General features: G+C 62.6%; 23 protein-coding genes. 3 read left to right on the top strand and 20 right to left on the bottom strand.

Features of this window, described 5'->3' with window-relative positions; all coding sequences use genetic code 11:
• Window positions 1-206: 206 nt before the first annotated feature.
• Entirely contained in the window at window positions 207-347 is a 141-nt protein-coding gene (locus JYP46_RS18010; protein WP_008599151.1) for a DUF1127 domain-containing protein, read from the top strand.
• Between the two features lie 509 nt (window positions 348-856).
• Here JYP46_RS18010 and JYP46_RS18005 read toward each other — a convergent pair.
• Window positions 857-1381: a hypothetical protein gene (locus tag JYP46_RS18005; RefSeq protein WP_342357337.1), complete on the bottom strand. Its 525-nt coding sequence runs from the start codon at window positions 1379-1381 to the stop codon at window positions 857-859.
• Between the two features lie 180 nt (window positions 1382-1561).
• Between JYP46_RS18005 and trmFO the strand changes: the two genes are divergently transcribed.
• Window positions 1562-2965 (top strand): methylenetetrahydrofolate--tRNA-(uracil(54)-C(5))-methyltransferase (FADH(2)-oxidizing) TrmFO, encoded by a 1404-nt coding sequence (trmFO, locus tag JYP46_RS18000; RefSeq protein ID WP_206546359.1) that lies wholly within the window; start codon window positions 1562-1564, stop codon window positions 2963-2965.
• A gap of 84 nt (window positions 2966-3049) precedes the next feature.
• On the opposite strand, the gene JYP46_RS17995 is transcribed toward trmFO, so the two are convergent.
• The 5 genes from JYP46_RS17995 to yajC form a co-directional block, all read right to left on the bottom strand.
• A complete protein-coding gene (locus JYP46_RS17995; protein ID WP_206548882.1) occupies window positions 3050-4807 on the bottom strand; it encodes a DUF4153 domain-containing protein in 1758 nt (585 codons plus the stop codon).
• 178 nt (window positions 4808-4985) lie between these two features.
• On the bottom strand, window positions 4986-5834 hold the full coding sequence (locus JYP46_RS17990) for a phytoene/squalene synthase family protein (RefSeq protein ID WP_222474233.1): 849 nt from the start codon (window positions 5832-5834) through the stop codon (window positions 4986-4988).
• 1 nt (window position 5835) lies between these two features.
• Window positions 5836-6225 (bottom strand): Mth938-like domain-containing protein, encoded by a 390-nt coding sequence (locus JYP46_RS17985; RefSeq protein WP_113155468.1) that lies wholly within the window; start codon window positions 6223-6225, stop codon window positions 5836-5838.
• Entirely contained in the window at window positions 6225-8795 is a 2571-nt protein-coding gene (gene secDF, locus JYP46_RS17980) for a protein translocase subunit SecDF (RefSeq protein ID WP_206546361.1), read from the bottom strand. The genes JYP46_RS17985 and secDF overlap by 1 nt, the downstream gene beginning before the upstream one ends.
• Before the next feature lie 70 nt (window positions 8796-8865).
• The gene (gene yajC, locus JYP46_RS17975) at window positions 8866-9213 is read right to left on the bottom strand and encodes a preprotein translocase subunit YajC (protein ID WP_113156340.1); all 348 of its coding nucleotides are present in this window, start codon (window positions 9211-9213) and stop codon (window positions 8866-8868) included.
• Window positions 9214-9466: 253 nt separating this feature from the next.
• Between yajC and JYP46_RS17970 the strand changes: the two genes are divergently transcribed.
• Window positions 9467-10345: an ATP-binding protein gene (locus JYP46_RS17970; protein WP_206548881.1), complete on the top strand. Its 879-nt coding sequence runs from the start codon at window positions 9467-9469 to the stop codon at window positions 10343-10345.
• Between the two features lie 123 nt (window positions 10346-10468).
• Here JYP46_RS17970 and JYP46_RS17965 read toward each other — a convergent pair whose 3' ends face one another.
• From JYP46_RS17965 to JYP46_RS17900, 14 genes are all read right to left on the bottom strand, one after another.
• Window positions 10469-11953, bottom strand: coding sequence for a peptidoglycan DD-metalloendopeptidase family protein (locus JYP46_RS17965; protein ID WP_222474232.1), 1485 nt, complete (start codon window positions 11951-11953; stop codon window positions 10469-10471).
• Between the two features lie 203 nt (window positions 11954-12156).
• Entirely contained in the window at window positions 12157-12810 is a 654-nt protein-coding gene (locus tag JYP46_RS17960; RefSeq protein ID WP_206546363.1) for a protein-L-isoaspartate(D-aspartate) O-methyltransferase, read from the bottom strand.
• Window positions 12807-13565, bottom strand: coding sequence for a 5'/3'-nucleotidase SurE (gene surE, locus JYP46_RS17955; protein ID WP_206548879.1), 759 nt, complete (start codon window positions 13563-13565; stop codon window positions 12807-12809). The genes JYP46_RS17960 and surE overlap by 4 nt, the downstream gene beginning before the upstream one ends.
• 4 nt (window positions 13566-13569) lie before the next feature.
• The gene (gene serS / locus JYP46_RS17950; RefSeq protein ID WP_206548878.1) at window positions 13570-14853 is read right to left on the bottom strand and encodes a serine--tRNA ligase; all 1284 of its coding nucleotides are present in this window, start codon (window positions 14851-14853) and stop codon (window positions 13570-13572) included.
• A gap of 68 nt (window positions 14854-14921) precedes the next feature.
• A complete protein-coding gene (tatC, locus tag JYP46_RS17945; protein WP_113156342.1) occupies window positions 14922-15707 on the bottom strand; it encodes a twin-arginine translocase subunit TatC in 786 nt (261 codons plus the stop codon).
• Window positions 15708-15759: 52 nt separating this feature from the next.
• The gene (gene tatB / locus JYP46_RS17940) at window positions 15760-16362 is read right to left on the bottom strand and encodes a Sec-independent protein translocase protein TatB (protein ID WP_206548877.1); all 603 of its coding nucleotides are present in this window, start codon (window positions 16360-16362) and stop codon (window positions 15760-15762) included.
• Window positions 16363-16414: 52 nt separating this feature from the next.
• Window positions 16415-16639, bottom strand: a complete 225-nt coding sequence (locus JYP46_RS17935) for a twin-arginine translocase TatA/TatE family subunit (protein WP_113155475.1) — start codon at window positions 16637-16639, stop codon at window positions 16415-16417.
• A 35-nt stretch (window positions 16640-16674) separates the two neighbouring features.
• A complete protein-coding gene (locus JYP46_RS17930) occupies window positions 16675-17793 on the bottom strand; it encodes an ABC transporter ATP-binding protein (RefSeq protein WP_206548876.1) in 1119 nt (372 codons plus the stop codon).
• Window positions 17794-17846: 53 nt separating this feature from the next.
• Window positions 17847-18578: an SMC-Scp complex subunit ScpB gene (gene scpB, locus JYP46_RS17925; RefSeq protein WP_113156343.1), complete on the bottom strand. Its 732-nt coding sequence runs from the start codon at window positions 18576-18578 to the stop codon at window positions 17847-17849.
• Window positions 18571-19377 (bottom strand): segregation and condensation protein A, encoded by an 807-nt coding sequence (locus tag JYP46_RS17920; RefSeq protein WP_204360910.1) that lies wholly within the window; start codon window positions 19375-19377, stop codon window positions 18571-18573. The genes scpB and JYP46_RS17920 overlap by 8 nt, the downstream gene beginning before the upstream one ends.
• Before the next feature lie 60 nt (window positions 19378-19437).
• On the bottom strand, window positions 19438-20457 hold the full coding sequence (nagZ, locus tag JYP46_RS17915; RefSeq protein WP_206548875.1) for a beta-N-acetylhexosaminidase: 1020 nt from the start codon (window positions 20455-20457) through the stop codon (window positions 19438-19440).
• Between the two features lie 91 nt (window positions 20458-20548).
• Entirely contained in the window at window positions 20549-23614 is a 3066-nt protein-coding gene (locus tag JYP46_RS17910; RefSeq protein ID WP_206548874.1) for an SPOR domain-containing protein, read from the bottom strand.
• Window positions 23615-23725: 111 nt separating this feature from the next.
• Window positions 23726-25483, bottom strand: a complete 1758-nt coding sequence (gene argS, locus JYP46_RS17905) for an arginine--tRNA ligase (RefSeq protein ID WP_206546367.1) — start codon at window positions 25481-25483, stop codon at window positions 23726-23728.
• A gap of 67 nt (window positions 25484-25550) precedes the next feature.
• Window positions 25551-26771, bottom strand: coding sequence for a deoxyguanosinetriphosphate triphosphohydrolase (locus JYP46_RS17900; protein WP_206548873.1), 1221 nt, complete (start codon window positions 26769-26771; stop codon window positions 25551-25553).
• Window positions 26772-26830 lie beyond the last annotated feature (59 nt).

The following is a 26830-nucleotide window of genomic DNA, read 5'->3' as shown; positions in this document are numbered from 1 at the left end:
GCTGCATCCCCCGCTCCCACCGTGCTTTTTATAAACCGATTAGAACCGCGCCAAACCCGAGCCATGCAGCAGCCGCAAAAAGGCCATGTTGCATTGCACAAATCGCATTGCTGTCATGCAACATTGTCACTTCAAAGCCGGGCGGCTTGGGACTATCTCCTGCTCACAAGACGAACACAGAATATTCGAACGAAGCGAGCAGCAAGATGAACATCATTCGCAACTACCGCAACTGGCGCCGTTACCGTCAGACCGTCAACGAGCTGAGCCGCCTGTCCAACCGTGAACTGAACGATCTGGGCATCTCCCGCGGCGACATCCCGTTCGTTGCACGCAAGTCTGTCTAAGGACAGCAGCTAATTCAGTTTCGCCAGGATTACCTCCTCCCAATCCTGACGGATATGACCGACAAACTCCTCCTCCCAATTGTCGGTCACCCAAAACAACCCCTGCCGAACCTCCTCCCTCGGCAGGGGTTGTAAAAAGGGCGGTAAGCCTCGTAAGAGCCCGCCAGACAGAGTTTTAGAGATTCCTTCGGAGTTATCCTCCTCCCAACTTCGAAGGAAACGACCGGCATCTCCTCCTCCCAATTGCCGGTCACCCTATAACGACACCCGCCGAACCTCCTCCCTCGGCGGGTGTTGTTTCCGGGCAGAAGCCTTCCTATATGGGCGCTGTCAGGATTTGAGTTTCATAGATTTCGTCCGGGTTACCTCCTCCCAACCCTGACGAATAGACCGGCAACCTCCTCCTCCCAAAATTGCCGGTCACCCTATAACGACACCCGCCGAACCTCCTCCCTCGGCGGGTGTCGTTTTTTTATCCCCTCCGCTTCCATGCACGCGCGCCGGATGCGCTAGCGCTCGCCGCGCACGCCGCGCTTCTTCCACTCAGAAAGCTGCATGATGTCCGGCGCACCGCCAGCCGGCTCGTACCAGCTGTCGATAGCCCAGTCCCGGCCATCCTTCGCGCGCACCACGGCAGTGGCGTGCGGGTAGCGGATGTCGATGAAGAAGCCGCGTGCGGCGTTCCTGCGCACGGTGTGATGATGCAGCAGCCCGTGGCGCTGCAGATAGGTCAGGAGCGTCCGCGTGTTGCGCGACTCGTCGATGCAGTCCATCTGGCCATAGACCCGCGCGCCGCCCGGTCCGGACTTCGCGCTATCGCGCACGCCCATGGTCTGTGTCGCCAGCGTCTCGAAATAGCGGACCGCCTTGCTGATGGCCGCCCGTTCGGCGCTTGCGGAAGACCTGCCGCCCGCCATGATTGCGGCCAGCCGCTGCTTCGCAGCCGCCCCCAGGTTCATGCTCTTCTTGTAGACACAGCCATAGCCGCTGCACAGATAGATGCGCTCCGCCTTCGCCGCCGCCGGCCCGGTCACACATGCCAAACACAGCGCCGCTGCAAGCAGCCCCGCCCGTGATGCTCCAAATTCCATTCGCACAGTATAAAACGCCCCTGTTGATTGCGAAACCGGATGTCAGAGCCGCCTCTATAATTGGTTAGCGCCACACGCCATCCACCGTTGCATTCCATGGTCCGGCGGCTTATCTCCTCCCCCATGAAACCGATACACATCATTGGCGGCGGTCTCGCCGGTTCCGAAGCTGCCTGGCAGGCGGCACAAGCGGGTGTTCCCGTCATTCTCCACGAGATGCGGCCGGTGCGCGGCACCGATGCGCACAAGACCGACGGGCTTGCCGAGCTGGTCTGCTCGAACTCGTTCCGCTCCGACGATGCGGAAACGAATGCGGTCGGCCTGCTGCATGCGGAAATGCGGCTCGCAGACTCCCTCATCATGCGCTGCGGCGACGCCAACCAGGTGCCCGCCGGCGGCGCGCTGGCCGTGGACCGCGACGGATTTTCCGAAGCCGTCACCGCAGAGCTTGAGGCGCATCCGCTCATCACCATCGAGCGCGAGGAAGTCACCGGCCTGCCGCCGGAAGAGTGGGATCAGGCAATCATCTCCACCGGCCCGCTGACCGCGCCCTCGCTGGCGGAAGCCATTTCGGAGGCCACGGGCGCGCAGTCGCTCGCCTTCTTCGACGCGATCGCCCCAATTGTCCACTTCGATTCCATCGATCTAGGCACCGCATGGTTCCAGTCGCGTTACGACAAGGTCGGCCCCGGCGGCACCGGCAAGGACTACATCAACTGCCCCATGGACAAGGAGCAGTATGAAGCCTTCATCCAGGCACTGCTCGACGGCGGCAAGACCGAGTTCAAGGAATGGGAAGGCACGCCCTATTTCGATGGCTGTCTGCCCATCGAGGTGATGGCGGAACGCGGACCGGAGACGCTGCGCCACGGACCGATGAAGCCGATGGGCCTCACCAATGCGCACAATCCCGACGTAAAGGCCTATGCGGTGGTGCAGTTGCGCCAGGACAACGCGCTTGGCACGCTCTACAACATGGTCGGCTTCCAGACGAAGCTGAAATATGCCGAGCAGACGCGCATCTTCCGCATGATCCCCGGTCTGGAAAATGCGGAATTCGCACGGCTCGGCGGCCTGCACCGCAACACCTATCTGAATTCGCCTGCGCTTCTCGACGGCCGGCTTCAGCTGAAAAGCCGCCCCGGCCTGCGCTTTGCCGGTCAGATCACCGGCTGCGAGGGCTATGTGGAAAGTGCGGCCATGGGCCTGATCGCCGGTCGCTTTGCCGCATCCGAGCGTCTGGGTCAGCCGATCTCCACGCCGCCCGGGACCACTGCCTTCGGCGCGCTGCTCAACCACATCACCGGCGGGCATCTCATCTCCGACGATGAGCCGGGCAAACGCTCCTTCCAGCCAATGAACGTCAATTTCGGCCTGTTCCCGCCCGTCGAGGTACCGAAGCCCGAAGGCAAGCGCCTCCGCGGCAAGGAGAAGACTGTCGCCAAGAAGAAGGCGATGACGGCGCGCGCGCTGGTCGACTTCAAGGAATGGCTCGCTGCACAGCCGGCAAGCCAGGCCGCCGAATAGGCAGGTTCTCGAACGAGAGCCCACAAAGAGAAAGGGGAAGCCGCAATGCCGGCTTCCCCTTTTTTATTCAGTCCTGGCTGCGCCCTACTTCCAATCTTCAAGCCTTAGCAGCAGCGTCCCGGTCATGTTGCGCAACTCCAGCTCCGGCTCAAACGTGGCGTGGAGATGAGATGGCACGATGAGGATCTTTCGCCCCTCAGCCTCCAGAGAGAACATCACCGTCTGCCCATCCTGTGAGGCGAGAGAAGCGATGCGTTCTTCCTCCAAGGGAAACAGCCCTTCAACCCCGTTCGCGGTTTTCACCGAAACCGCATTCTGCTTCAGCAGAAGCGCGATCTTTCCGCCATCCGGCAGAACGATATCGAAAGTACCCGGCTCCCCGTCCAGGAAGATCGCATTCTGGACAACGACATCGAACCCATCCGACTTGAACGCAACAATCAACGGATTGCTGTAGAAAACCCCGTTTCGATCCACATGGACGGGATTGTCGGGATCGAGCCCCCAGGCGATGGCCACTTCGCGATATGCATTGCCGTCCGGGCTCAGCGCAAAACCTTCAGGCTCCACAGCGCCAACGGCGTCCTCTCCGTTGAGATAACGCAGCACCGAAAGCGCCTCGGATTTCGCTGCCACGCTGAGCGGCGTATCGTTGACGAGTTCCAGAAACCTCGCCGTCTGCGACCGCACCGACCAGTCGAGCGCACCCTGCGGCCCGAAACTGCCCAAAAGCAGCGCCAGAACCGGAATGCCGGCGATGAGGCGGATATCGCCCCGCAGACGCGGCAGCGCCTGCATCCCGACCAGCGCGAGCGTCACCAGACCGAACAGGCCGAGGAAATAGCGCTGCGGCGTCCAGCCGAACGCCCCCACCCGCAGAGCGAGCGCGTAGAACAGAAGCCCCAGCGGCGCCAGAAGGAACAGCGGCCAGAAACGCACGAAGAAGCGCGTCGGCGCACGGGCGGTGTCCAGAAACGGCTTTGTCAGAAGAAGAACGGCGACAATGCACACGCCATATGTGAGCACCAGCCATCCGATCTGGCCCTGCGGAACCTCTCCGGTAATCGCGATCTTGGCCGCATAGAGGTGCAGAATGAGCGCATAGATGATGAGCATGGGCACGGCGGCGAAATCACCCAGCGCGCGCATCCCGCTCTGCATCAGCGCATGCTCATGGCCGCCCGGCTCTTCATCGAAGGTGCGCGGCGTCTGCCCGAGCCCGAACAGCGGTGCGACGAACAGGCCGATCGAGGCCCAGATATGCTCATAGAGATCATTCGGAACATCGATCCCGAAGAGATGGGTCAGACTTGCCAGAATGGCCGAAATCCCGCCGCCGAACAGCGCAAACGCCAACAGGCCGAGCCCCACGGCAAATACCAGCCGCGCCGTGAACATCCAGAACGCATCGCCCGTCCCCCGCCATGCGAAAGGCGCAATGGGCGCAAGCGCCATCAGGGAGAGCACAAACGCCCATTCCACTGTGCGCTCGGTGATGTCCGGCCACATGACGGCAAAGGCGGCAACACCGGCGAGCACCGGCAATGCCACGCTGATCAACGCTGAAAGCTGCCGGGCCTGCGCAAACAGGGTTGCGGCAAAAGAGGCAATCACGGCGGCGATCAGCGCAAAGAGGAGGTCATCCTTGTTGGCCGCACCAAGAAGGGCGGCGGGCACAAGATCGATATCCGCAACAAGCGCGTTGGCGTAGGTGGCGGTCAAAAAAAGAAAAAACACGGTGACGGGAAAGCGCGCCACGGCATCGCCCATGGCGACAAGCGCCTCAAGCGCTGATGCGAGCCACCCCGTGGCCGCATGATTTCTGTTCAGATTTTCAGCCACAAACCTTCCCCCGATCAATGAGCCGATAGTCAGAGACCATGCGGACGCGGCGTAAATTGGACAACGGCATCGTCAATCGCCGTGCGCCCCTTCGGGCGCACCAGGGACAATCCGGATTGTAAATGAAGCGTCGGAACAACCGAAAAACGGATCGCGCTTTGAGGTCCAGGTCCTGGGGTTATCCCCATCCCTTCGTGGCGCGCCGGAACATCAGCCAGTGCCGTCGCCATTGCGGCAGCGTCACGATGTCTTCAAGTGCCGCAGCCCCGCTGGCCTCAAGGCGCTTGAGATAGGCCTGTGAAAGCCCCGCAGGCAGGAATGCCGGACGCAGAGAAGCCGGCAGCGCCTTCGCGCCTGCCTCGAATGCCGCCGCATGATGTTTGCCAAGGGCGACCATTGCCGCCACGGCGCGCGCCGCAGCGTCACGGTCCTCGCCGCTCAGAAGATTTTCGCGTGTGGTGCCGGCGGCCCGTAACAGATCGCCCGGAATGTAGCACTGCCCGCGCCGGCGGTGGATCGGCAGCATGCGCAGAAGCCCGGCAATGGCCTGTGCACAGCCGGCATGGCCTGCCAGTTCCGAGGCGCGCATGGCGGCTGGCGTGTCGAGCACCAGTCCGGCAAGCTGGATCAGAGCCGAAGCGGTCTCGCCGCAATAGCCTTCCAGATCGTTGCGGCTTGGCATCGGGTCGTCATAGAGATCGAAGATGCGCGCTTCGAGAAGGTCGAGCAGCGGCTGCACGGGCAGCCCATGCGTGCGGATTGCCTCCAGAAGAGCTACCGCGAGCGGCGAACCGTCCGCACTCTCCGGCGCAGCCTCCGCCGTCAACACATCGCGCCAGAACTGCAGCCGCACCTCGCCGGGAAGCGGCTCGCTCACCCGGTCACGAATGCCCGCAACTTCCGAATTGAATGCATAAAGCGCAAACAGCGCCGGGCGCTTTTCCTCGGGTGCGTACAGCACGGAGAGATAGCGGTCCGGATCGGCGTCGCGCACCACCGACATGACAAAAGGCTGCGTTTCGGCCATCTCAGTCGACAGCGATCAGCGCTGCTGCAACCGTGCGGTCTTCCGCAAGCAGCACATTGTAGGTGCGTACCGCGGCGCCCGTCGCCATGGGCTCGACCGCCACGCCGGCCGCCCGGAAGCGCTTGCGCAGTTCAGCTGGCACAGGGATCAGGGTCTTTCCGGTGCCAAGAAGCAGAATGTCGAAGTCGGCGGCTTCGTCGAACAGCCTGGTGAAGTCGCCCTCGCCCAGCCCTTCGAAAGCCGCCACGTCCCACCCGTGAATGCCCGAAGGCATGCACAGGATGGAACCGCGATGCGACATGTCGGCAAAGCGAAAACCGCCATTGCCGTAAGCGTCGATGGGAGCGCGGCCCGGGAAATGGGCCGCGCGTATTTCAATGCCGCCCGCCATCACTTGGCCGGCATCTGTCCGGTCGTGTCCGAACCGGTCGCATCATCGTCCTTCTGCTCTGCGCCCAGCGCCCCGGTGGAGCGCATGCGGAACAGGATCAGCAGCGGACCGGCGATGAAGATCGACGAGTAGGTGCCGATCACCACACCGAAGATCATCGCGGCCGTGAAGGAACGGATCACCTCGCCACCGAAGACGAACAGTGCACCGAGCGCCAGAAGCGTCGTCACCGAGGTCATGATGGTGCGCGACAGCGTCTGGTTCATCGACAGGTTCAGAAGCTCCGGAAGCGGCATCTTCTTGAACCGTCGCAGGTTCTCGCGCACGCGGTCATAAACCACGACCGTATCGTTCAATGAGTAACCCACGATTGTCAGGATCGCCGCGATACTCGTCAGATTGAACTCGATGCCGGTTATCACGAAGAAGCCGACGGTCATGATCACATCGTGCAGTGTGGCAAGAATTGCACCCACGGCAAACTGCCACTCGAAGCGCAGCCAGATGTAAATCAGGATCGCCAGGAGCGAGACCAGAACCGCAATCGTGCCGGCACGCGCAAGCTCACCGGAGACGGTCGGCCCCACCACTTCGACGCGGCGGAACTCATAGGCGTCCTCAAGCTCGCCCCGCACCTTGGCGATGACGGTCTGTTCGGCATTCTCGCCGCCGTCCTGCGCCTGAACGCGGATCAGCACCTCACGCGGATCGCCGAACTCCTGCACCTGAACGTCGCCCAGATTGAGTTCCGACAGACGCGCGCGGATATCGCCGATGTCAGCCGGTCCTTCGCGGGACTGCACCTCGATGGAGGAGCCGCCCTTGAAGTCGATGCCGTAGTTCATGTTGACGGTCATGAACAGCGCCACAGCCGCGATGGAAGCCAGAGCCGAAAGCGTGAAGGTCACGCGGCGCAGCTTCATGAAGCCAATCTTCGTGTTGTCAGGCACGAAACGCAGCGGCGTGCGCGGCAGCTCACGGGGACGCCGGCGGCGCACCCACTCGGCGACGATCCAGCGCGTCAGCGAATAGGCGGTGAAGACCGTCGTCGCGATACCGATGGCAAGCGTGACGGCAAAGCCGCGGATCGGACCCGAACCCAGATAGAACAGGATCACGGCGGCGATCAGCGTCGTCACATTGGCGTCGACAATGGTTGCCAGCGCCTTGGAGAAGCCCGTGTCGACCGCCTGAATGAGCGAACGCCCGCCAGCCCTCTCCTCGCGAATGCGCTCGAAGATAAGCACGCTGGAGTCCACCGCCATGCCGATGGTCAGCACGATACCGGCAATGCCCGGCAGCGTCAGCGTTGCACCGAGCGCCGAGAGGATCGCGATGATCATCGTCACATTGGCGGCAAGCGCAATCACGGCGAACACGCCGAGAAGCCCGTAAGCGGCAATCATGAACACAACGACAAGAGCCGCGCCGATCAACGAGGCGATCTTGCCGGCGTCGATGGAGTCCTGACCAAGGCCCGGTCCGACCGTGCGCTCTTCAATGATTGTCAGCGTCGCCGGCAGAGCGCCCGCGCGCAGAAGAACGGCAAGATCATTGGCCGACTGGACGTTGAAATTGCCCGAAATCTGGCCGGTGCCGCCGAGGATGGGCTCGCGGATCTGCGGAGCCGAAATCACCTGGTCGTCGAGAATGATGGCGAACAGGCGACCGACATTCTCCTGCGTCGCCTGACCGAAGCGCGTCGCGCCCTTCGTGTCGAAGCGGAAGCTCACCACCGGTTCGTTGGTGCGCTGGTCGAAGGTCGCCTGCGCATCCACGAGGTTCTCACCCGAAACGATGACGCGGTCTTCGATCAGGTAGGGAACGGGCGGATCGTCCACCGAGTATTTGATGGTCGTGCCGATGGGCGGGCGGCTGTTGATGGCCTCCTGCACGGGCACCGACTGGTCGACCATCTGGAAGCTCAGCTTGGCGGTCTGGCCAAGAATGTCTTTCAGGCGCTGCGGGTCCTGAAGGCCCGGCACCTGAACGAGAATGCGGTCTTCGCCCTGCCGCTGGATCACCGGCTCGGTGGTGCCGAGCTCGTTGACGCGGCGGGAGACCACTTCAATGGACTGCGAAAGCGCGGAGGACACACGGTAGTTGATACCGTCTTCCGTCAGCGTGAAGCGCAGAAGGCCCGGCTCCGGTTCGGTGAGCGCAAGCTCGGTCACCGTGCCGCCACTGAACAGGCCGGAATTCACCGGCTGTGTCAGCTCGCGCAGAGCCTCCTTGGCTTCGGGTATCTGAGCGGCGTCGCGAATGCGAACCTGCACGCTCTGGCCCGAACCGGTGAGACCGGTATAGCCGATCCGCTTGTCACGCAGCGTACGGCGGATGTCGTCGCGCGTCGTAACGATGCGCTCCTCGATCAGTTCCTTCTTCTCGATCTGGAGAAGAATGTGCGAACCGCCCTGAAGGTCGAGGCCCAGCGTCATTGGCCGCGAAGGCGCCCAGCTCGGCATGGAGGACAAATAGGATGCCGGAATGATGTTCGGCGCCGCGTAGGCGACGCCAAGCGCCACGGCCAGCCAGATAAGTATCGTTTGCCAGCGCGAGAAGTGTAGCATGGGGCCTCGTCTGTTCAGGTTGGGAGGGCCGTTTTTGCCGGCCCTTCCCGGCAATCACGTCATATTGCGGTTATTTCTTGGCGGGCTGCTTGTTGTCTGCAACCGGCTCACCCTTCACGCGAACCTCTGCGAGCATGGAGCGCACGGCCGTAACCTTGTTGCCGCCGCCCAGGTCGATTTCGAGCTCGCTGTCATTGATGACCTTGCTCACCTTGCCGACCAGGCCGCCGCCCGTCACCACCGTGTCGCCACGACGAACAGCCGACAGCATCTCGGCGCGCTTCTTCATCTGCTGGCGCTGCGGACGGATGATGAGGAAATACATGATCACGAAGATCAGAACGAACGGCAGAATGCTGACAAAGATGTCGGGCGCTCCGCCTGCGCCAGCCTGTGCGTATGCCGGGGTGATGAACATCGAAAACTCCTGATATCTGCCGGACGTCCGGCTGGTCATAAATGTGGCCGGAATATAGACTTTCACCCCTTCATTGCAACTGTTGGCGCAGTGTGCACAGGCCCGCAAGGCCGCTTATGCGCAGACATCTGACGCTGCGTCCGGCAATACACTCCCCCGCGCCGCCTCCCGCACTTGCAAATCCCGCCCCCTTATGGAAGAACCGTACCGTACGGTACGCAACCCGTCTGCGCATGAGCTTTGCGAGGAAATCATGTCCGAAAACACCATCGAAGCGCTGTCCGAGAAACTCGACCGGCTGATCGATACGATCGCCCGCCTCACCCCGCAGCAGCCCGAGCCGCCGCGCTTCGAGCAAGCCGACTGTTTTGTCTGGAATGCGGAGCGCCGGACGCTGGATCCCGTCGAAAAGGTCAATCGCGTGGAACTTTCGCTGATTCGCGGCGTCGACCGCGTGCGCGATATCCTGGCCGACAACACCGAGCGCTTTGCCCGCGACCTACCCGCCAACAACGTGCTTCTGTGGGGCGCGCGCGGCATGGGCAAGTCGTCGCTGGTCAAAGCCGTCCATGCCGAGATCAACCGCGCCGCCCCTGCCGGCCAGCCGCCGCTGAAGCTGGTGGAGATCCATCGCGAGGATATCGAAACGCTGCCGCAGCTCATGGCTTTCCTGAAAGCCGCGCCGTTCCGCTTCATCCTTTTCTGCGACGATCTGTCCTTCGACCAGAATGACGCCTCCTACAAATCGCTCAAGGCAGCATTGGAAGGCGGCGTTGAAGGCAGGCCCGCCAATGTCATTCTCTACGCCACCTCCAACCGGCGGCACCTCTTGCCACGCGACATGATCGAGAATGAGCGCTCGACGGCCATCAACCCGTCGGAAGCCGTCGAAGAAAAGGTTTCCCTGTCAGACCGTTTCGGCCTCTGGCTCGGCTTCCACAAATGCTCGCAGGACGAATATCTGGCGATGATCGACGGCTATGTCGCCCATTACGGCCTCGAGATCGATTCGGAGCGCCTGCGCGCCGAAGCACTCGAATGGGCCACCACGCGCGGCAGCCGTTCGGGCCGCGTCGCCTGGCAGTTCATTCAGGATCTCGCCGGCCGCCTCGGCAAGCGTCTCGACGCCTAAGGCGTATCCCCCCGACCCAACGCTTCGCCTCAATAAAAAACCCGCCCTTTCGGGCGGGTCAAAGAGGCAGCCTGACCGGAGGTCTGGCAGGCCGCAGCTTTTTTCTCGTTATTCAGGGAACGTCTATTCCAGATAACCGGTCGGATTGACCGGCGTGGCGTCCTTGCGCACTTCGAAGTGCAGTTTCGGGCGCTCGGCGCTGCCGCTCATGCCCGAAAGGGCGATTTCCTGACCGCGCCGGACCTTCTCGCCACGCTTCACCCGAAGCGCGCTGGCGTGGCCGTAAACCGTCACCATGCCGTTGTCATGGCGCACCAGAACCGTGTTGCCGAACTCCTTCAGCCCGTCGCCGGCATAGATCACGACGCCGTTTTCGGCTGCCTTGACCGGCGTGCCTGCCGGAACGGCAATGTCGATGCCGTCATTGCGCACGGAACCCGAGGTGCTGCCGAAGTCCGAGATGATTCGACCACGCGCCGGCCAGCGCAGCTTGCCGATGCCGGTCGAGTCCGGCGCAACTTCATTGCTCTGCTTCGCCACGGCGGCAACCTGTGTCTGAGCCTGCGTCGAGGTTTTCACCACCGGTGCAGGATCGCGGGTCGTGGCGCTGGTCGTCGTGCGGTCAACCGTCTTCGGAGCCGCTGCAACCTGCGTCGGCTGGCTCACATTGCCGGACGGGATGGTCAGAATCTGACCGACCTTCAGATAACCATCGGCAAGACCATTGGCCGCCTTGATGTTCGCGACGCTCGCCCCCGTCTTGCGGGCAATGCCGTAAAGCGTGTCGCCCGAAACCACGGTGTAGGAACCGGCAGAAGCCGTCTTGGCCTGCACCGGCGCCGGCTGGCTGGTCGTATTGGCGTTGCTCGCGGTATTGTTCGTTTCAGAACCCTGCGGGCGCGGCTTGGGTCGCGGCGTCTCGCGCAGAACCGCAAGGCGCTCCTGCGGCTCTCTCTGAGGCGTCGGCTCCTTGGGAACAGGCTGCGGCGCAGCGGCCTGACGCTGCGTGGCCGCACCATTGTCAGATGCGGCAGCCGGTGCATTGCCCGAATAGGCATAGCTCGGGATCATCAGCGTCTGTCCCGTGCGCAGCTGCGATGCGCTGGAAAGATTGTTTGCGCCCAGAATGGCGGCAACCGGCACACCGAACCGGCGCGACAGGTTGAACACCGTCTCGCCTTCGCGCACCGTAATCTTCTGGCCAGCGCCCTGCCCGGTCTGCGCAGGCTGGCGCGTCACCGATCCGGTCGACGTGCGGTCAAGCTGCGGCTGCGCCGGTACGGGCGCTGCGGCAACGCGTGCCGGCTGCGGCTGCGACGGCGCGGGAAGCGCCTGGCGCTGTACGTTGGAAGCGGTCTGATTGGTCAGGTCAACCGGCCTGGTCGCTGCGCGAACCGGTGTGTTGGTCGGCGCGGGCAGAGGCTGGCTGACGGCACCGCCCACGAGACCGTTCGGCCGCGGGCTGGAGCCCTGACGGCTGATCGAACCCGTGTAGGTGGTGTCAACACCGCCGACATCGCCCGGATAGGGCTGGCTGGCAGGGGCCATGGCCACCGCCCGGTTGGTCGACCGTGCATCTGCAAAATCGCTGGACTTGAAGCGGGACACATCGGAACTGCATCCTGCCGCAACGCCGCCCATCAAAATGACAGCGGCTCCGCGCAACATAGCGCGATCGAAACTCCGTGTAATGCAACGCATGTGACTACCCGCGTACCCAATACCTGAACACGGGCAATTAAATCGCGTTAATGTTACTCAGCGGTTAAGCTGCGGGGAGATTTTGAGATGAACGCCCCTCGCCAGGGGCGTCAGATGGCCTCGGCAGCGCTTTTGAAAAGAGGCTGTAACCGCACGTTTTCAAGGTCTGTGCGCTCGAAACGACTGCCAACCTTGGCCAGTTTCGTCATCATCTGCACATCGTCGCCCGGTCCGATTGGCGCGACCATAATGCCGCCGGTGGCAAGCTGGTCGACGAAACGGCGCGGCAATTCATCGAAAGCGGCCCACACGATGATTCGGTCGAACGGCCCGTCGGAGGGTGCGCCTTCTGAACCGTCTGCATGCCGGGCCGACACATTGGTGAGGCCCAGATTCTCCCAGCGCAATTGTGCTTCCACACCAAGCGTCTTGTAACGGTCGAGCGTGAGGACCCGGCCCGCCAGCCTCGCGATCACCGCAGCGGTGAAGCCCGACCCCGTGCCGATCTCCAGCACGCGGTGCCCGGAAGAGAGTTCCAGCGCATCGATGGCCCTTGCCTGCAGGTCGCAGCCTTCAATGGCCTCGCCACAGGCAATAGGCACCATGCGCTGCGACCACGCCGCCGCATACCATTCCGATGGAAGAAAGCCCGCGCGCGGTGTCGCTTCCATGGCGGCAAAGAGTTCCTTGCCGCCAATTCCGCGTGCGCGCATGCGCAGCATGAACGCGGCAAAGCTCTCGCGCTCCTGCCCCGCTTCGTTCATGCCAGAGCCTTGGAAAGCTGGTCACGCACTTCATGCGCCGTCAGATCGAGATGCAGCGGCGTCACCGAAACATAGCCGTCACGGATCGCTGCCTGATCGCTGCCCTGGCGAATATCGGCCTGCTTGCGGCCGAAACGCAGCCAGTAATAGGGATAGTTGCGCCCGTCGCGGCGCTCTTCCACGTTCAGCCCGTGCACCATCTTGCCCTGTGCGGTCACCAGAGTGCCCTTGGCGTCTTCCGGCGCACAATTGGGGAAGTTGATGTTGATCAGAACGCCTTCGGGCATGGGCCGGTCGATCAGCTTCTTCAGAAGCGGCGGCGCAAGCGCCTCGGCGGTGCCGAAGGGAATGTAGCGGCTTTCGTCGGTGAAGTCGTAGGCCTGGCTCAGCGCAAAGGACGGAATGCCCAGAAGCGTCCCTTCCATCGCACCGGCCACGGTTCCCGAATAGGTCACGTCATCGGCAATGTTGGTGCCGTTGTTGACGCCGGACAGGATCAGGTCCGGCGGCGTGTCCATCACATGCCGCACGCCCATGATAACGCAATCGGTGGGCGTGCCGCGTAAGGCAAAATGCCTGTCATCGATCTTGCGCATCCTGAGCGGCTCCGACAATGACAGCGAATGGGCAAAGCCCGACTGGTCGGTTTCGGGCGCCACAACCCAGACATCATCGCTCAAAGTGCGGGCGATACGCTCCAGCGTCGCCAGTCCTTCTGCGTGAATGCCATCGTCATTGGTCAACAGAATGCGCAAAGTCTCAATCCTTCGATGCTTCGATTTTCTCCAGGCCGCCCATATAGGGTTTGAGGGCTGACGGTATCGTGACACTGCCGTCCTCATTCTGGTAATTTTCCAGAACCGCGATCAGCGCACGGCCAACAGCCGTTCCCGAACCGTTGAGCGTGTGCACGAAGCGGGTCTGCTTCTTGCCGGCCGCACGGTAGCGCGCATTCATGCGACGCCCCTGGAAATCGCCACAGACCGAGCAGGACGAGATTTCACGATAGGCGTTCTGCCCCGGCAGCCAGACTTCCAGATCGTAGGTCTTGCGTGCACCGAAGCCCATATCACCCGTGCACAGAACCATGGTCCGGTAAGGCAGGTCGAGCTTCTTCAGCACGGTCTCGGCACAGGCCGTCATGCGCTCATGCTCGTCAATCGATGTTTCGGCATCGGTGATGGAAACCAGCTCGACCTTGTAGAACTGGTGCTGGCGCAGCATGCCGCGCGTGTCGCGTCCCGCAGAACCCGCTTCCGAACGGAAGCACGGCGTCAGCGCGGTAAAGCGCAGCGGCAGCTTGTCGCCTTCCAGAATTTCCTCGCGCACGAGGTTGGTGAGCGACACTTCCGCCGTCGGGATCAGCCAGTGATCGTCACCGGCGCGGAACAGGTCCTCGGTGAACTTCGGCAACTGCCCGGTGCCGAACATTGCATCGTCACGCACCAGAAGCGGCGGCTGCACTTCCGTGTAGCCATGCTCCTGCGTGTGCAGGTCGAGCATGAACTGGCCAAGCGCGCGCTCAAGGCGGGCAAGCTGGCCGGATAGCACCGTGAAGCGCGAGCCCGAAAGCTTTGCCGCGCGCTCGAAATCCATCAGGCCGAGCGCCTCGCCGATCTCAAAATGCTCTTTCGACCAGTTGGCGTGCTTCGGCTCGCCATGCCTGCGCACTTCGACATTGTCGTTTTCGTCCGCGCCAACCGGCACATCTTCGAGCGGGATGTTGGGAACACGCGCCAGCGCATCGTTGAGCGCGGCGTCGTGGCGGCGCTCTTCAGCCTCGCCATCCTGAACGAAACTCTTCAGCTCAGACACTTCGGCCTTCAGCTTCTCGGCGAGGTCCTTGTCGCCGGATGCCATGGCCTTGCCGATTTCCTTGGAGGCGGCATTGCGGCGCTCCTGCGCCTCCTGAAGCTTCGTCAGGTGCTGGCGGCGCGCTTCATCAAGCGCCAGGAGCTTCCCACTTTCAGGGTCCGCGCCGCGCTTTTTGAGCGCTTCGTCCAGCGCCTGCGGGTTCTCGCGAATCCATTTGATGTCGAGCATGTCTGATTTCCAATCGCGGAGAGATTGCAGTGAACCGCCCCGGGACAGACAGGAAATGACCTGCTGATCTAGGCGGTCGGCTGGTCCGTCTCGCCGGTGTCGTCCTGCGCGTTCGCTTCCTTCTCGCGCTGGCGCTCGACCATGCGGGCGGCCCAGATGGCAATTTCGTAGAGAAGGATGGTCGGAAGCGCAAGGCCGATCTGGCTCACCGGATCCGGCGGCGTGAGGATCGCCGCAGCCACGAAAGCCGCCACGATGGCGTATTTGCGCTTGTCGGCAAGCCCGGTCGAGGTCAGAAGCCCCACCCGCGCCATGAGCGTCGTCACGACCGGAAGCTGGAACACGAGGCCGAACGACAGGATCAGCGTCATGATCAGGCCGAGATACTCCGAAACCTTGGGCAGCAGAGAGATCTGCACCGTGTTGTCAGGCCCCACCTGCTGCATGGACAAGAAGAACCACATCACCATCGGCGTAAAGAAGAAATAGACGAGCGCAGCGCCGATCAGGAACAGGATCGGCGAGGCAATCAGGAACGGAATGAACGCGCGGCGCTCGTTGCGGTAAAGCCCCGGCGCGACAAACTTGTAGATCTGCATGGCGATCACCGGGAAGGCGATCACCAGGCCGCCAAACATGGCCAGCTTGATCTGGGTAAAGAAGAATTCCTGCGGCGCGGTGTAGATCAGGTCCACCTTGTCCGCGTCGAGACCGGCCCACAGGGTCGCCCACTGGAACGGAATCACCAGCAGGTTGAAGATCTGCTTGGCGAAGAAGAAGCAGACCAGAAAGGCCACGAAGAACCCTCCGATCGCCCAGATGAGCCGCGAACGCAGCTCGATCAGGTGATCCATCAGCGGGGCGGAAGACTGATCGATGTCGTCGTCTCGTTCGGCGTTCACGACATTAGGCTCCGCTGGTCTTCTTGGTGGCCGGACGCTTCGCCGCGCCAGCCGCAGTGGTCTTGCTGGCGGCCTTCGGCTTGGCTGCCGTGCTTTTGGCTGCCGTGCTCTTTGTCGAAGCAGCCTTCGTCGACGCCGCCTTTGTTGAAGTAGCCTTCGGCGACGTCTTGGCAGACGTGGACTTCGCCGGAGCCTTGGCGGCTCCAGCCTTCCCCTCGCCCGGCATGCGGGTTGCCCCGGCCTTGGCCGGTTCCGCCGCATGCGTCTCGGTCGAGGCCGGAGGCCCTGACTTCGCCGCCTGCGGCTTCATGGCCTCATCCAGCCCGGAACGAATATCACGTCCCACCTGCTCCAGAGGGTTCAGGTGCTTCTTGATCTCGTTGCGCGGATCGAGCTTGCGCGCGTCGTCCACGATAGACTTCACGTCATCAAGCTCGGCTTCCTGCAGCGCTTCATCGAACTGCTTGCGGAAATCGCCAGCCATGCTGCGCAATTTGGACGTCGTGCGCCCGAATGAGCGCAGCATACGCGGCAAGTCCTTCGGCCCGACCACGACGATCAGGACGATGGCGATCACCATGATTTCGGGCCAGCCAAGATCAAACATAAGTCACCGGAAAGAGGGGCAGGAAGTTTATCCGCAGCGCATCAGCGCCGAATCAGCCGGACTTCTTCTTGTTCGGCTTGCTTGCGTCCTTCACCGGCTCGTCAGCCTGATGCTCGACCGTCTTGGTCGTGTCCTCGTCATCGTCGGACATGCCCTTCTTGAAGCTTTTGATGCCCTTGGCCATGTCACCCATCAGCTCGGGGATCTTGCCGCGACCAAAGAGGAGCAGCACCACGACGAGCACGATGAGCCAGTGCCAGATTGAAAAGGAACCCATGATCAGTCTCTTTCACCAATTGCCATTGATTTGATTTATGCGCTTTCGCCCGATTGTTCAAACGATTGTCTCGCAAACACAAGCACATCGCTCGGGACGACATTCAGCCATATATCGCGCACGCCCGGCTCCAGATGTCCACAGCGCACACGCGCCCGGACATGATGATCCGCGCCGGGAATGGCGAGTTCGAGAAATTCCACCACGCCGAGGAACCGGCGCGAGATGATGCGGGCAGGCACGGCCCCGCCCGTCTGGTCCACCTGGAAGCCGGAAAGGCGCACCGCGACCGTTGCCGCAGCCCCCTCTTCCAGCCCATCGGCGGGAAAACGTCCAAGCGGCGTTTCCACCGCGCCTGCATGAACCCGCCCCTCGAATTCGTTGATCTCGGAGAAGAAACCCGCAACGAAAAGATCGGCAGGACGATGATAGAGTTCTTCGGCAGTGCCCACCTGCACCAGCCCGCCATCCTTGAGCAGGGCGATCCGGTCGCCCATGCGCATGGCTTCCTCGGCGTCATGCGTCACCACAACCGCCGTGGCGCGGCTCTGGCGCAGGATCGCAAGCGTTTCGGCGCGCACATTGTCCTTCAGGCGCGAATCGAGCCCGGAAAATGGCTCGTCCATCAGGAGAACCGCCGGACGCGGCGCAAGCGCGCGCGCCAGCGCAACACGCTGCTGCTCACCGCCCGACAGCACATGTGGATAGGCGTCGGCATAGCCGTCGAGCCCGACACGCTCCAACGCGTTCATCGCCTCCTGCCGCGCCTCGCCGCCCGACAGGGCTGTCAGGCCAAAGCGCACATTGTCGAGAATCGTCAGATGCGGAAACAGCGCGAAATCCTGGAACACCAGGCCGATGGAGCGTTTCTCCGGCGGCAGGAAGACATCCGGCCCCGCAATCTCCCGCTCATTGAGGAATACCTGCCCGGCGCGCTGCGCCTCGATGCCGGCGGCAATGCGCAGAAGCGTCGTCTTGCCGGAGCCGGAAGGCCCCAGAAGGCACAGCACCTCGCCCGGCTCGGCCGAAAGCGAAACATCGCGCAGCGTCTGCCCGCCCGAAGCGTAGGAGTGGCTGATGTTCTTGAAGGAGAGACGCGCCGCAAAGCTGACGCCGGCTGTCCTGCGCGCCGAACTTTGCTTCTTACTGTCCATGCACCGGTATCCCTGGATGGATCGCAGGCGGCCCCTGTCCCGCGGACCTTCCGTCAATCATCCTCTGCGAGCGGTGTCAACAGACCGAGCTCTTCCAGATCGATATCCGTCAACGGATCTTCATCTTCTGTGAGTTCATCGGGATCTGTCATGGGCTGGGGAACGGCAAAATTGGCCGGCATGCGGGCAGAAAGCAGCCCCGCGCCCTTCAACTCTTCGATCCCCGGCAGATCACGCAGTTCCGCCAGACCGAAATGGTCGAGAAATTCCGTGCTGGTTCCGTAGGTTACCGGCCGTCCGGGCGTGCGGCGGCGACCGCGCATCTTCACCCAGCCCGTCTCCAGCAGAATGTCGAGCGTGCCCTTGGAGGTCTCGACACCACGGATTTCTTCGATCTCCGCCCGCGTCACCGGCTGGTGGTAGGCGATGACCGCAAGCATCTCGAGCGCGGCGCGCGACAATTTGCGCTGCTGAACCGCGTTCCGGCTCATCAGGAAGGAAAGATCGCTCGCCGTGCGAAACACCCAGCAATCTTCCACGCGAACCAGATTGATGCCGCGCTTTTCATAGTCGCTGCGCAGTGCTTCCAGCGCCTCGGCAACATCCGTACCCTGTGGAAGCCGCTCGACCAGCGCCCGCTCGGGCACCGGTTCGGCGCTGGCAAAGATGATCGCTTCGACCATGCGCTTGGCTTCCACCAGATGCGGCGAAACAGACTTGCTCTCTTCCCTTTCCTCATCGCCGTCATTGGCGACAAACGGAACCACATTGCTGTTTTCAGTCATCATAGCCCTCGAACAGGCTGGCGGGAGCCTTCTTGCCCGTGCGCATATAGATGGGCGCAAAAGCCTCCTGCTGCCGGATTTCCAGTGCGCCTTCGCGCACCAGCTCCAGCGAAGCGGCAAACGAACTGGCCGTCGCGGTCGCCCGCTCCTCGGCATTGGTCATGTAACGGATCAGAAAATGATCGAGCGCCGTCCAGTCGCCAAAATCGCCGATCATCCGCACCAGAATGTCGCGCGCCTGCTTCAGGGACCAGACGCCGCGCTTGGCGATCCGCACATTGGTCACCGCGCGCCGCTGGCGCTGCGCAGCATAAGCGGTCAGAAGATCATAGAGCGAAGCGGAGAAAGCGCTCTGCTTCTGCACGATCACCGGCTCGGGCATGCCGCGCGCAAACACATCCCGGCCAAGCCGGTTGCGGTTCACGAGCCGCGCCGCCGCATCACGCATCGCCTCAAGCCGTTTCAGGCGAAACTGCAGAAGGGCCGCCATCTCCTCACCCGTCGGTTCTTCGTCCTCGGGCTTCTTGGGGATCAGCAGGCGCGATTTCAGATAGGCAAGCCAGGCCGCCATCACCAGATAGTCGGCGGCCAACTCCAGGCGCATCTTGCGCACCTGTTCGATGAAGGCGATGTACTGCTCGGCGAGCGCCAGAACGGAAATGCGCGCCAGATCCACCTTCTGTGTACGCGCCAGATGCAGCAACAGATCGAGCGGGCCTTCAAAGCCCGCCACATCGACCGTCAGCGCAGGCTCCGACACCCCGTGATCATCGGGTTTGTCGTCCCACAGCTTCTCCATGGGAGCCGGTTTGACGGCTGTCTTTTCAGCACTCTGCGCCAAGCGTTGTGGTTCCTATCATCAGGCGACCGCCGCGAAGCATTGCTCGAATTCCGCCCGCGCGGCCAATTCTTCAGTGTCGTCACCCGGTGTCAGGTACGCCATGGCGCGGTTCGCACGCTCCAGGCTCTTGCCCGACAATTCCGGCGCTTTTTCGGCGACGGCCTTCATTTCCGGCATGATGCCGTGACAGTGAAGGACGAGATCGCAGCCTGCCGCAAGGATTGCTTCCGCACGATCCGAGAAATCCCCAGAAAGTGCGTGCATCGAGACGTCATCGCTCATCAAAAGCCCGTCAAAGCCGATTTCGCCGCGAATGATCTCCTGCACCACCTTCTCGGAAGTGGTCGCCGGACGCTCCGCATCGATGGCGTGGAAAACGATATGCGCGGTCATGGCCATGGGTAGATCGGCAAGCGCCTTGAACGGCACGAAATCATGCGCGCGCAGCTCGTCCAGCGAGGCCGTCACCTCCGGCAGCGCCTTGTGGCTGTCGCAGAACGCGCGCCCGTGACCGGGCACATGCTTCATCACCGGCAGCACGCCACCGGCCATCAGGCCGTCACTGGCCGCGCGTCCGAGCGCAATCACAGCCTCTGGATCATGCGCATAGGCGCGGTCGCCGATCACGTCATGCGCGCCGGCAATCGGCACATCGAGAACCGGCAGACAGTCAGCGGTAATGCCGTAGCGCTTAAGGTCCATCGCGTGCAGACGCGACATCAGCCAGGCAGCGCGCACGCCGGCCTCGGGATCCTTGTCGTAAATCCTGCCAAGCTCCGAAGCCGTCGGATAATTGGCGGCCATGGGCGGTCGCAGCCGCTGCACCCTTCCGCCTTCCTGATCGATGAAAACCGGCGCATCCGGCCGCCCGACGCTGTCGCGCATGGAGGCGACAAGGTCACTCAGCTGCCCGGCCTCCGCGATATTGCGCGCGAAGAGGATGAACCCCCAGGGACGCTCGTTTCGATAGAAGGCGATTTCGTCCGCCGTCAGCTTGGTCCCGGTCGCACCGAGGATCATGGATTTTGATTCGCTCATGCACACAGGATAGCCGGGCGCAGGAATCTGGAAAAGAAAACAAAAAACCGCCGCGCAATGGCGGCGGTTTTGACTGGAGTGTCTGCGAAACCTACTTCGAGACGAAGCAGCTTCCGCCAGCCGATTTCAGCTGCGAGCAGAGACGGATTGCATCGTCCTTCGAAGAAGAAGGAATGCGCACACGATAGTAAGTGCCCTTCCCTGCGATCTCCGCCTTGACGATGTTCACGCCCTTGCCGGTCAGCAGGTTCCCGTAGCGCTGCGCCATGTCCTGATAGGATTTTTGCGCCGCTTCCACGGTCGGCTGCGAAGAAATCTGCACCGACCAGCCATCCGTACCGGTGGTTACCGGTGCGGGAGCCGGAGCCTGTGCGACAGGCTGCGTCGGCTGGCTCGGGGCTGCGGCCACTTGCGAAGACTGCTGCTGTGCAGCTGGCTGCTGCGGCGCCGCCGGCGCTGCAGGCCGCGATGTCGGCACCGGCGCCTGCACATTCGGGGCGGCGGCCGTTTCGCCGGCACCCGTCTGGGCTGTGCCGGAAACAGGCGCATTCTCACCGGCTGCCGCCAGCCTTGCGTCAGGCGCAACCTCTTGTGCATTGCCGGTCGCAGCAGGCGCGCCCGCCGTTTCCGTCGCCGTCTGCACCGGAGCTTCCGGCTCGCGCGGAACAATCGTTCCGTCGGGACGAACCACCATGGTGCGCACGCGGCGCGGGGTCATTGCCGTCACCGGCTCACTGGTCGGCGCTGCGGTGTCGCCTGCATTCGGATCAAGACGTTCTTCCGACTTCGGTGCGGCAAGCGGAACCTCGACGGGCTCCTCTGCCGTGGACACCAGGCGCTCCTGCGCGGGATCGCTGTCCGTCTCACCACCGGTCACGCGCTGATAGACCTGATTGTCCTGATTGGGGACCTGCTGGCCGCCCGGGTTTTCAGGCTTCACCTTGACCGGATCATTGTCCGCGCGAACGACCGCCGGGGCCGTGTTGTCATCGCCGCCACCGGATCCCAGTGCGAAGAAGGCAATCGCGCCAACCACGGCGACACCACCAACCGCAGCCGCGATCAGCGTGTTGCGACGGCTCTTGAGCGGGTTGGAGCGCGAGGCCGCAGCCGCAGCAGCTGCCGCTGCGGGCGCTGCCGCCTGTTCTGCCGGCGTAAACTCGTCGATGGGCTCGTCCCAGGGCGTCATGGCCGGGGCAAATCCATCCGCAGCTTCCGCACGACCGGAAACCGCCGCACCGGCATCCCTGCCCGCAGCGAAATCATCGTCGAACTCGCCGGTTTCGGCAAAGCTGTCGGCAAAGGCCGTCTCGAAGTCGAAATCGTCCTGCGGACGCCGCGGCTCATCGCCCTCAAGGGCAGCTGCGGCATAGGCGTCTCTGGGAATGGACGATGCCGGCGTTTCCTCGACCGCGCTTCTGGTCTCTGCACGCTCGGGCAGGCTTTCGCTATCGCCGAAAGCACGCGCCAGCGCCAGTTCCAGATCATCCGCGTCGGCTGCCGGCGCATGCTCCGGCTCGCTCACGAATTCCGGGATGTGGGCGGAATCGGTAACGGGAACGCGCTCATTGCCGGGAACATCGACCGTATCGATGAACGGCGTGCTGGCTTCGCTGCCGCCACCATAGCTCACATTCGGCTGCGACTCTTCAGGCTGCTGCCAGAACGGAATGGACGATGCCGGTGTGGTCTCGGTTGCCTCGGGCGCGACTGGCTCATGCGTCTCGACAGACTGGAGGGCCTCGGGCGCTCCAAAATCAAGATCGCCCCAGTCGAAGCTCGTTTCGGGGGTCGGTTCTCTCTGCGGCTCCATGACGGGTTCCGCCACCTCCTCTTCCGCAAGAGCCCCCGCAGTCAGTTGCTGTTCGAGACTGGCCGCAAAATCATGGTCATCGCCGGCCATGTCTGCATCGACAGTACCAGACTTTTCAGCCCCCTGCGCAACGGAATTTGCGAAGGCCTGAGGCGAAAGATAGGGATCCGCACCGCCCGAAACCCGAACGGCGTCGGCAAGAGCCGCCGAAATGTCGGTGGATGGCGGCACGTCGATTTCGGAGAATGTCGATGCAACATCCCCGGCAACGGCATCCGCCGTATCCGTGTCCTCAGAAGGCATGCTTGCCCAGGCGTCGGGCTCCGGGAACATGTCCTCGTCCTCAACGCCCGCTCCAGTGGGAGTGGCGGAAGACGTGATGTCGGTCTCGACCGTCTGCTCTGGCTGCACGTCCATGGGTTGCGTGACCATGGGCTGGGAGCGCATGGACTGTGTGTGCAGGGGCTGTGCGTGCACGTAACGCGTATCGGCCGCGTCTGATTCGACCGGCTGAGCGGATACGTCGCTCACCTGCCAGTCGTCGGCTGCAAGCGAAGCTTCAAGATCATTGTCGAGCTGGGCAAAATCGCTCTCATCGAACGTTACGACCGGCTCCTCGGCTGGCTCCGGCGCGCTTTCCTCGATGGGCTGCTGCTCTTCCGCAGCGAAGGACGCAAACTCACGGGCGCTCGCATCAATGTCGAACTCGGAAAAATGCTGTTCGATATCGTGCGGGTCAAAAGCCGGAGGCGCTTCATGGCCCTGACGGGCCTCGGGAGCCTCAGGCGCTGCAAACGCATCGTGCTGCGAAACCTGTTGCGGCTCCGGAGCAGCGGCTGCCGACGCACGCTCCATGGAAGGCTCAAACGACGGTTCAGGCTCTGCCATGGAAGCGGCCGGGGAAGCGGCCGAGGAAGCGGAAATGTCTGCCGACACGGCTTCCTCCACGGGCTCGAGGCGCATTTCGCTCTCAAAGCTCGCCGCAAAGGTCTCGTCGAGTTCATTTGCCATGTCGGAGGCAAGATCCACTTCGGGCTCCTGCTCCATCGCTCCGGGCTCTTCAGCCGCTGGCGGCGCTTCGAAGCGCCAGTCCTGCGTCTGCATTTCCGGACGGCTGTGGTCTTCGGCCGGTTCTTCGCGAACCTCGTCGGAAAACTCCGCCAGGTCGCCCAGCAGCTCGTTCTCAAGCTCGAGGGCGAGATCATCGCCCTCCTGCCCTGCTGCATTGCCAGAATCCTCGGCGCGCCGTGGATCATGCCCCATGATGCGGGTCAGTTCCGCAAACGGGTCATCATCAGCAAAAACGGCGCTATCCGCACGTTGGTTCGGGCTATGATCTGCCATACCTTTTTCCGCACTCACACTCGGTAGACGCCCGCGACGTCATACAATTGTCGGGTACCAGCGCAATGTGGGCAAAAGGTGACAGACGATCGCACCCCTTTCGGGATGAGATTAGCGCATCTCTGAAGGCGCCTCGGCCCCGATCAACGCAAGTCCGGATGTGAGTACATCACGAACTGCCTGCACCAGACCCAGTCTGGCGTAGGTCAATTCTGGATCGTTAACCTTAACAAAACGTAAGTCGTCTGTCTCGCTGCCGCGATTCCACTGAGCGTGGAAGAGGCTCGCCAGGTCGTAGAGGTAGAATGCCAGCCTGTGCGGCTCCATCGCCTGGGCTGCACTTTCGACCAGACGCGGGTACTCGGCGAGCTTGCGCACAAGCGCCATTTCGCCCTCGTCGGAGAGCTTTGAAAGCTGCGCCTTCATCTCCTCACGGCCGAATTCCGCAATGCCCAGCTGCTCGCTCGCCTGGCGGAAAGCCGAGTGACTGCGCGCCGATGCATACTGCACGTAGAAGACCGGATTGTCCTTGGACTGCTCGGTCACCTTCTGGAAATCAAAGTCGAGCGGCGCATCGTTCTTGCGATAGAGCATCATGAAACGGATCGGATCACGCCCGACCTCGTCCACCGCCTCGCGCAGGGTCACGAACTCGCCTGCCCGCTTGGACATGCGCACCGGCTCACCGCCACGGAACAGCTTCACGAGCTGGCAAAGCAGCACCGTCAGCTCGACCCTGTCTTCGGCCAGCGCCCGCGCCACGGCCTGAAGCCGCTTCACATAACCGCTGTGATCAGCGCCCAGCACATAGATCATATGCTCGAAGCCACGATCCAGCTTGTCCTTCATATAGGCCACGTCGGCGGCAAAATAGGTGAAGCTGCCATCCGACTTCATCAACGGACGGTCGATGTCATCGCCCACTTCGGTGGAGCGGAACAGGGTCTGCTCGCGGTCTTCCCAGTCTTCCGGCTTCTGCCCCTTCGGCGGCGGCAGCTTGCCCTTGTAGACATGGCCCTTCATGGTCAGATCGTTGATCGCGGAACGGATCGCCCCGCCATTGCCCTCATGCAGCGAACGCTCGGAGAAGAACACGTCGTGGCGGATGTTCAGCGCGGCGAGATCGTCGCGGATCATCTGCATCATGCTCTCGACCGTCCTGTCCTTGACGATCGCCATCGCGTCGGCGGACGGCATTTCCAGGAGCCGGGTGCCATATTCGTCCGCCAGCGCCTTGCCGACCGGCTTCAGGTAATCGCCCGGATAGAGACCTGCGGGGATTTCGCCGATGTTCTCGCCAAGGGCCTCGCGGTAGCGCACCATGACCGACTGGCCGAGGACGTCGATCTGCACGCCCGCATCGTTGATGTAGTACTCGCGCACCACGTCATAACCGGCGAAATCGAGCAGATTGGCCAGCGCATCGCCAACCACCGCGCCGCGGCAATGGCCCACATGCATCGGGCCGGTCGGGTTGGCCGACACATATTCCACGTTCACCTTCTCGCCCCTGCCGAGCTGCGAACGGCCATAATTCGTGCCCAGGTCGAGCATTTCGCCAAGCCGCGCCTGCCAGAAGCTGTCGCTCAGCTTCAGGTTCACGAAGCCGGGACCGGCCACGGAGGCAACCGCCACATCCGGATCGGCCTCGAACGCCTTGGCGATCTTCTCGCCCAGCGCGCGCGGATTGTCGCCAACGGCCTTCGCCAGCACCATGGCTGCATTGGTCGCCACATCGCCATGGCTGGCGTCTCGCGGCGGCTCCACGGCGACGCGCGAAAGGTCAAGCGGCTCACCGTTGCTGGCCTGCAGGCCAAGGGCTTCAATGGTCTTTGCGACCCGATCCGAAAAATCGGCGAAAATGTTCATGGACGATGTCCTGAAAAAGGTTCGGTTGAAAGGTACCGTCCGCCCGGTGGCGGAATTGCGGTTGGCACTAGCTCAATTCAGGAGTCTGGTCAAACAGACGTCGATGCTCCTTCACCGCGTAGGTGTCGGTCATGCCGGCCAGAAAATCGGCCACATGCCGCGCCTTTTCAGCGTCTTGCGCCACATCCAGCCCCTCGCGCCAGCCCTCCGGCATTTGGCGTGGATTGTCGAAATAGGCGTCGAACAGGTCCTTCACGATGCGGTCGGCATTGGCCCGCACCGCCACAACCGTCTCATGCCGGTAGAGATTGGCGTAAAGGAAGCGCTTCAGTTCCTTTTCATCAGCCGCCATGCCGTCGGAGAAGGCCACAATTGTCTGTCCCGCATCGTGCACATCGTCCGCATTCGCGGGCTTCAGTTTTTCCAGACGCTGCCTTGACGCCACGATCACATCCTCGACCATCACCGTGATCTGCCGGCGCATCAGCTCATGCCCGCGCCGCACCGGATCGAGATCGGGATAGCGTTCCTCAACCGCGCTCAGAATTCTTCCCGGCAGGCCAACGCCCGCCATCATGTCGAGCGTGAGCAGGCCCGAGCGCAGACCGTCATCGATGTCATGGGCGTTATAGGCAATGTCGTCGGCAATGGCCGCGCACTGGGCCTCGATGCCCGCATAGCGCGCCAGCTCCAGATCGTGCCGCGCCACATAATCCAGAATGGGCTGCGGCACCGGCCCTTCGAGCCCCCTGCCCTGTGCATCCATCAGCGGGCCATTGTGCTTCACCAGCCCTTCCAGCGTTTCCCAGGAAAGGTTCAGCCCGTCGAACTCGGCATAGCGGTTCTCAAGTTCCGTCACGATCCGCAGCGACTGGGCGTTGTGATCAAACCCGCCCCAGCGCGCCATGCATTCGTCGAGCGCATCTTCGCCCGTATGGCCGAATGGCGTGTGGCCGAAATCGTGAACCAGCGCGATGGCTTCCGCCAGATCCTCGTCGCAACACAACGCCCGCGCCAGAGCGCGGGCGATCTGCGCCACCTCGATGGAATGGGTCAGCCGCGTGCGGTAATGGTCGCCCTCATGGGCGATGAAAACCTGCGTCTTGTGCTTCAGCCGGCGAAAAGCGGTCGAATGGATGATCCTGTCGCGGTCACGCTGGAAAGGCGTTCGTGTCGGGCTTTCCGGTTCTGCAAAAAGCCGCCCGCGCGAGGCTGCCGGGTCCGTGGCGTAAACCGCCCTTGGCCGATACCCGAAGCCGATGTCCCGCAAACCCTGTTCACTGTTCATGATCCGCCACACCGTTGGGGCAGACCGTTTCAGGCCTGCCGCTGTTGCTGTTTCAACCC

Source organism: Nitratireductor aquimarinus, from assembly GCF_017255295.1.
Taxonomy (GTDB): Bacteria; Pseudomonadota; Alphaproteobacteria; order Rhizobiales; family Rhizobiaceae; genus Nitratireductor; species Nitratireductor aquimarinus.
Note: the sequence above shows the minus strand (reverse complement) of the source record. Positions and strands in the feature narration are given on the sequence as shown.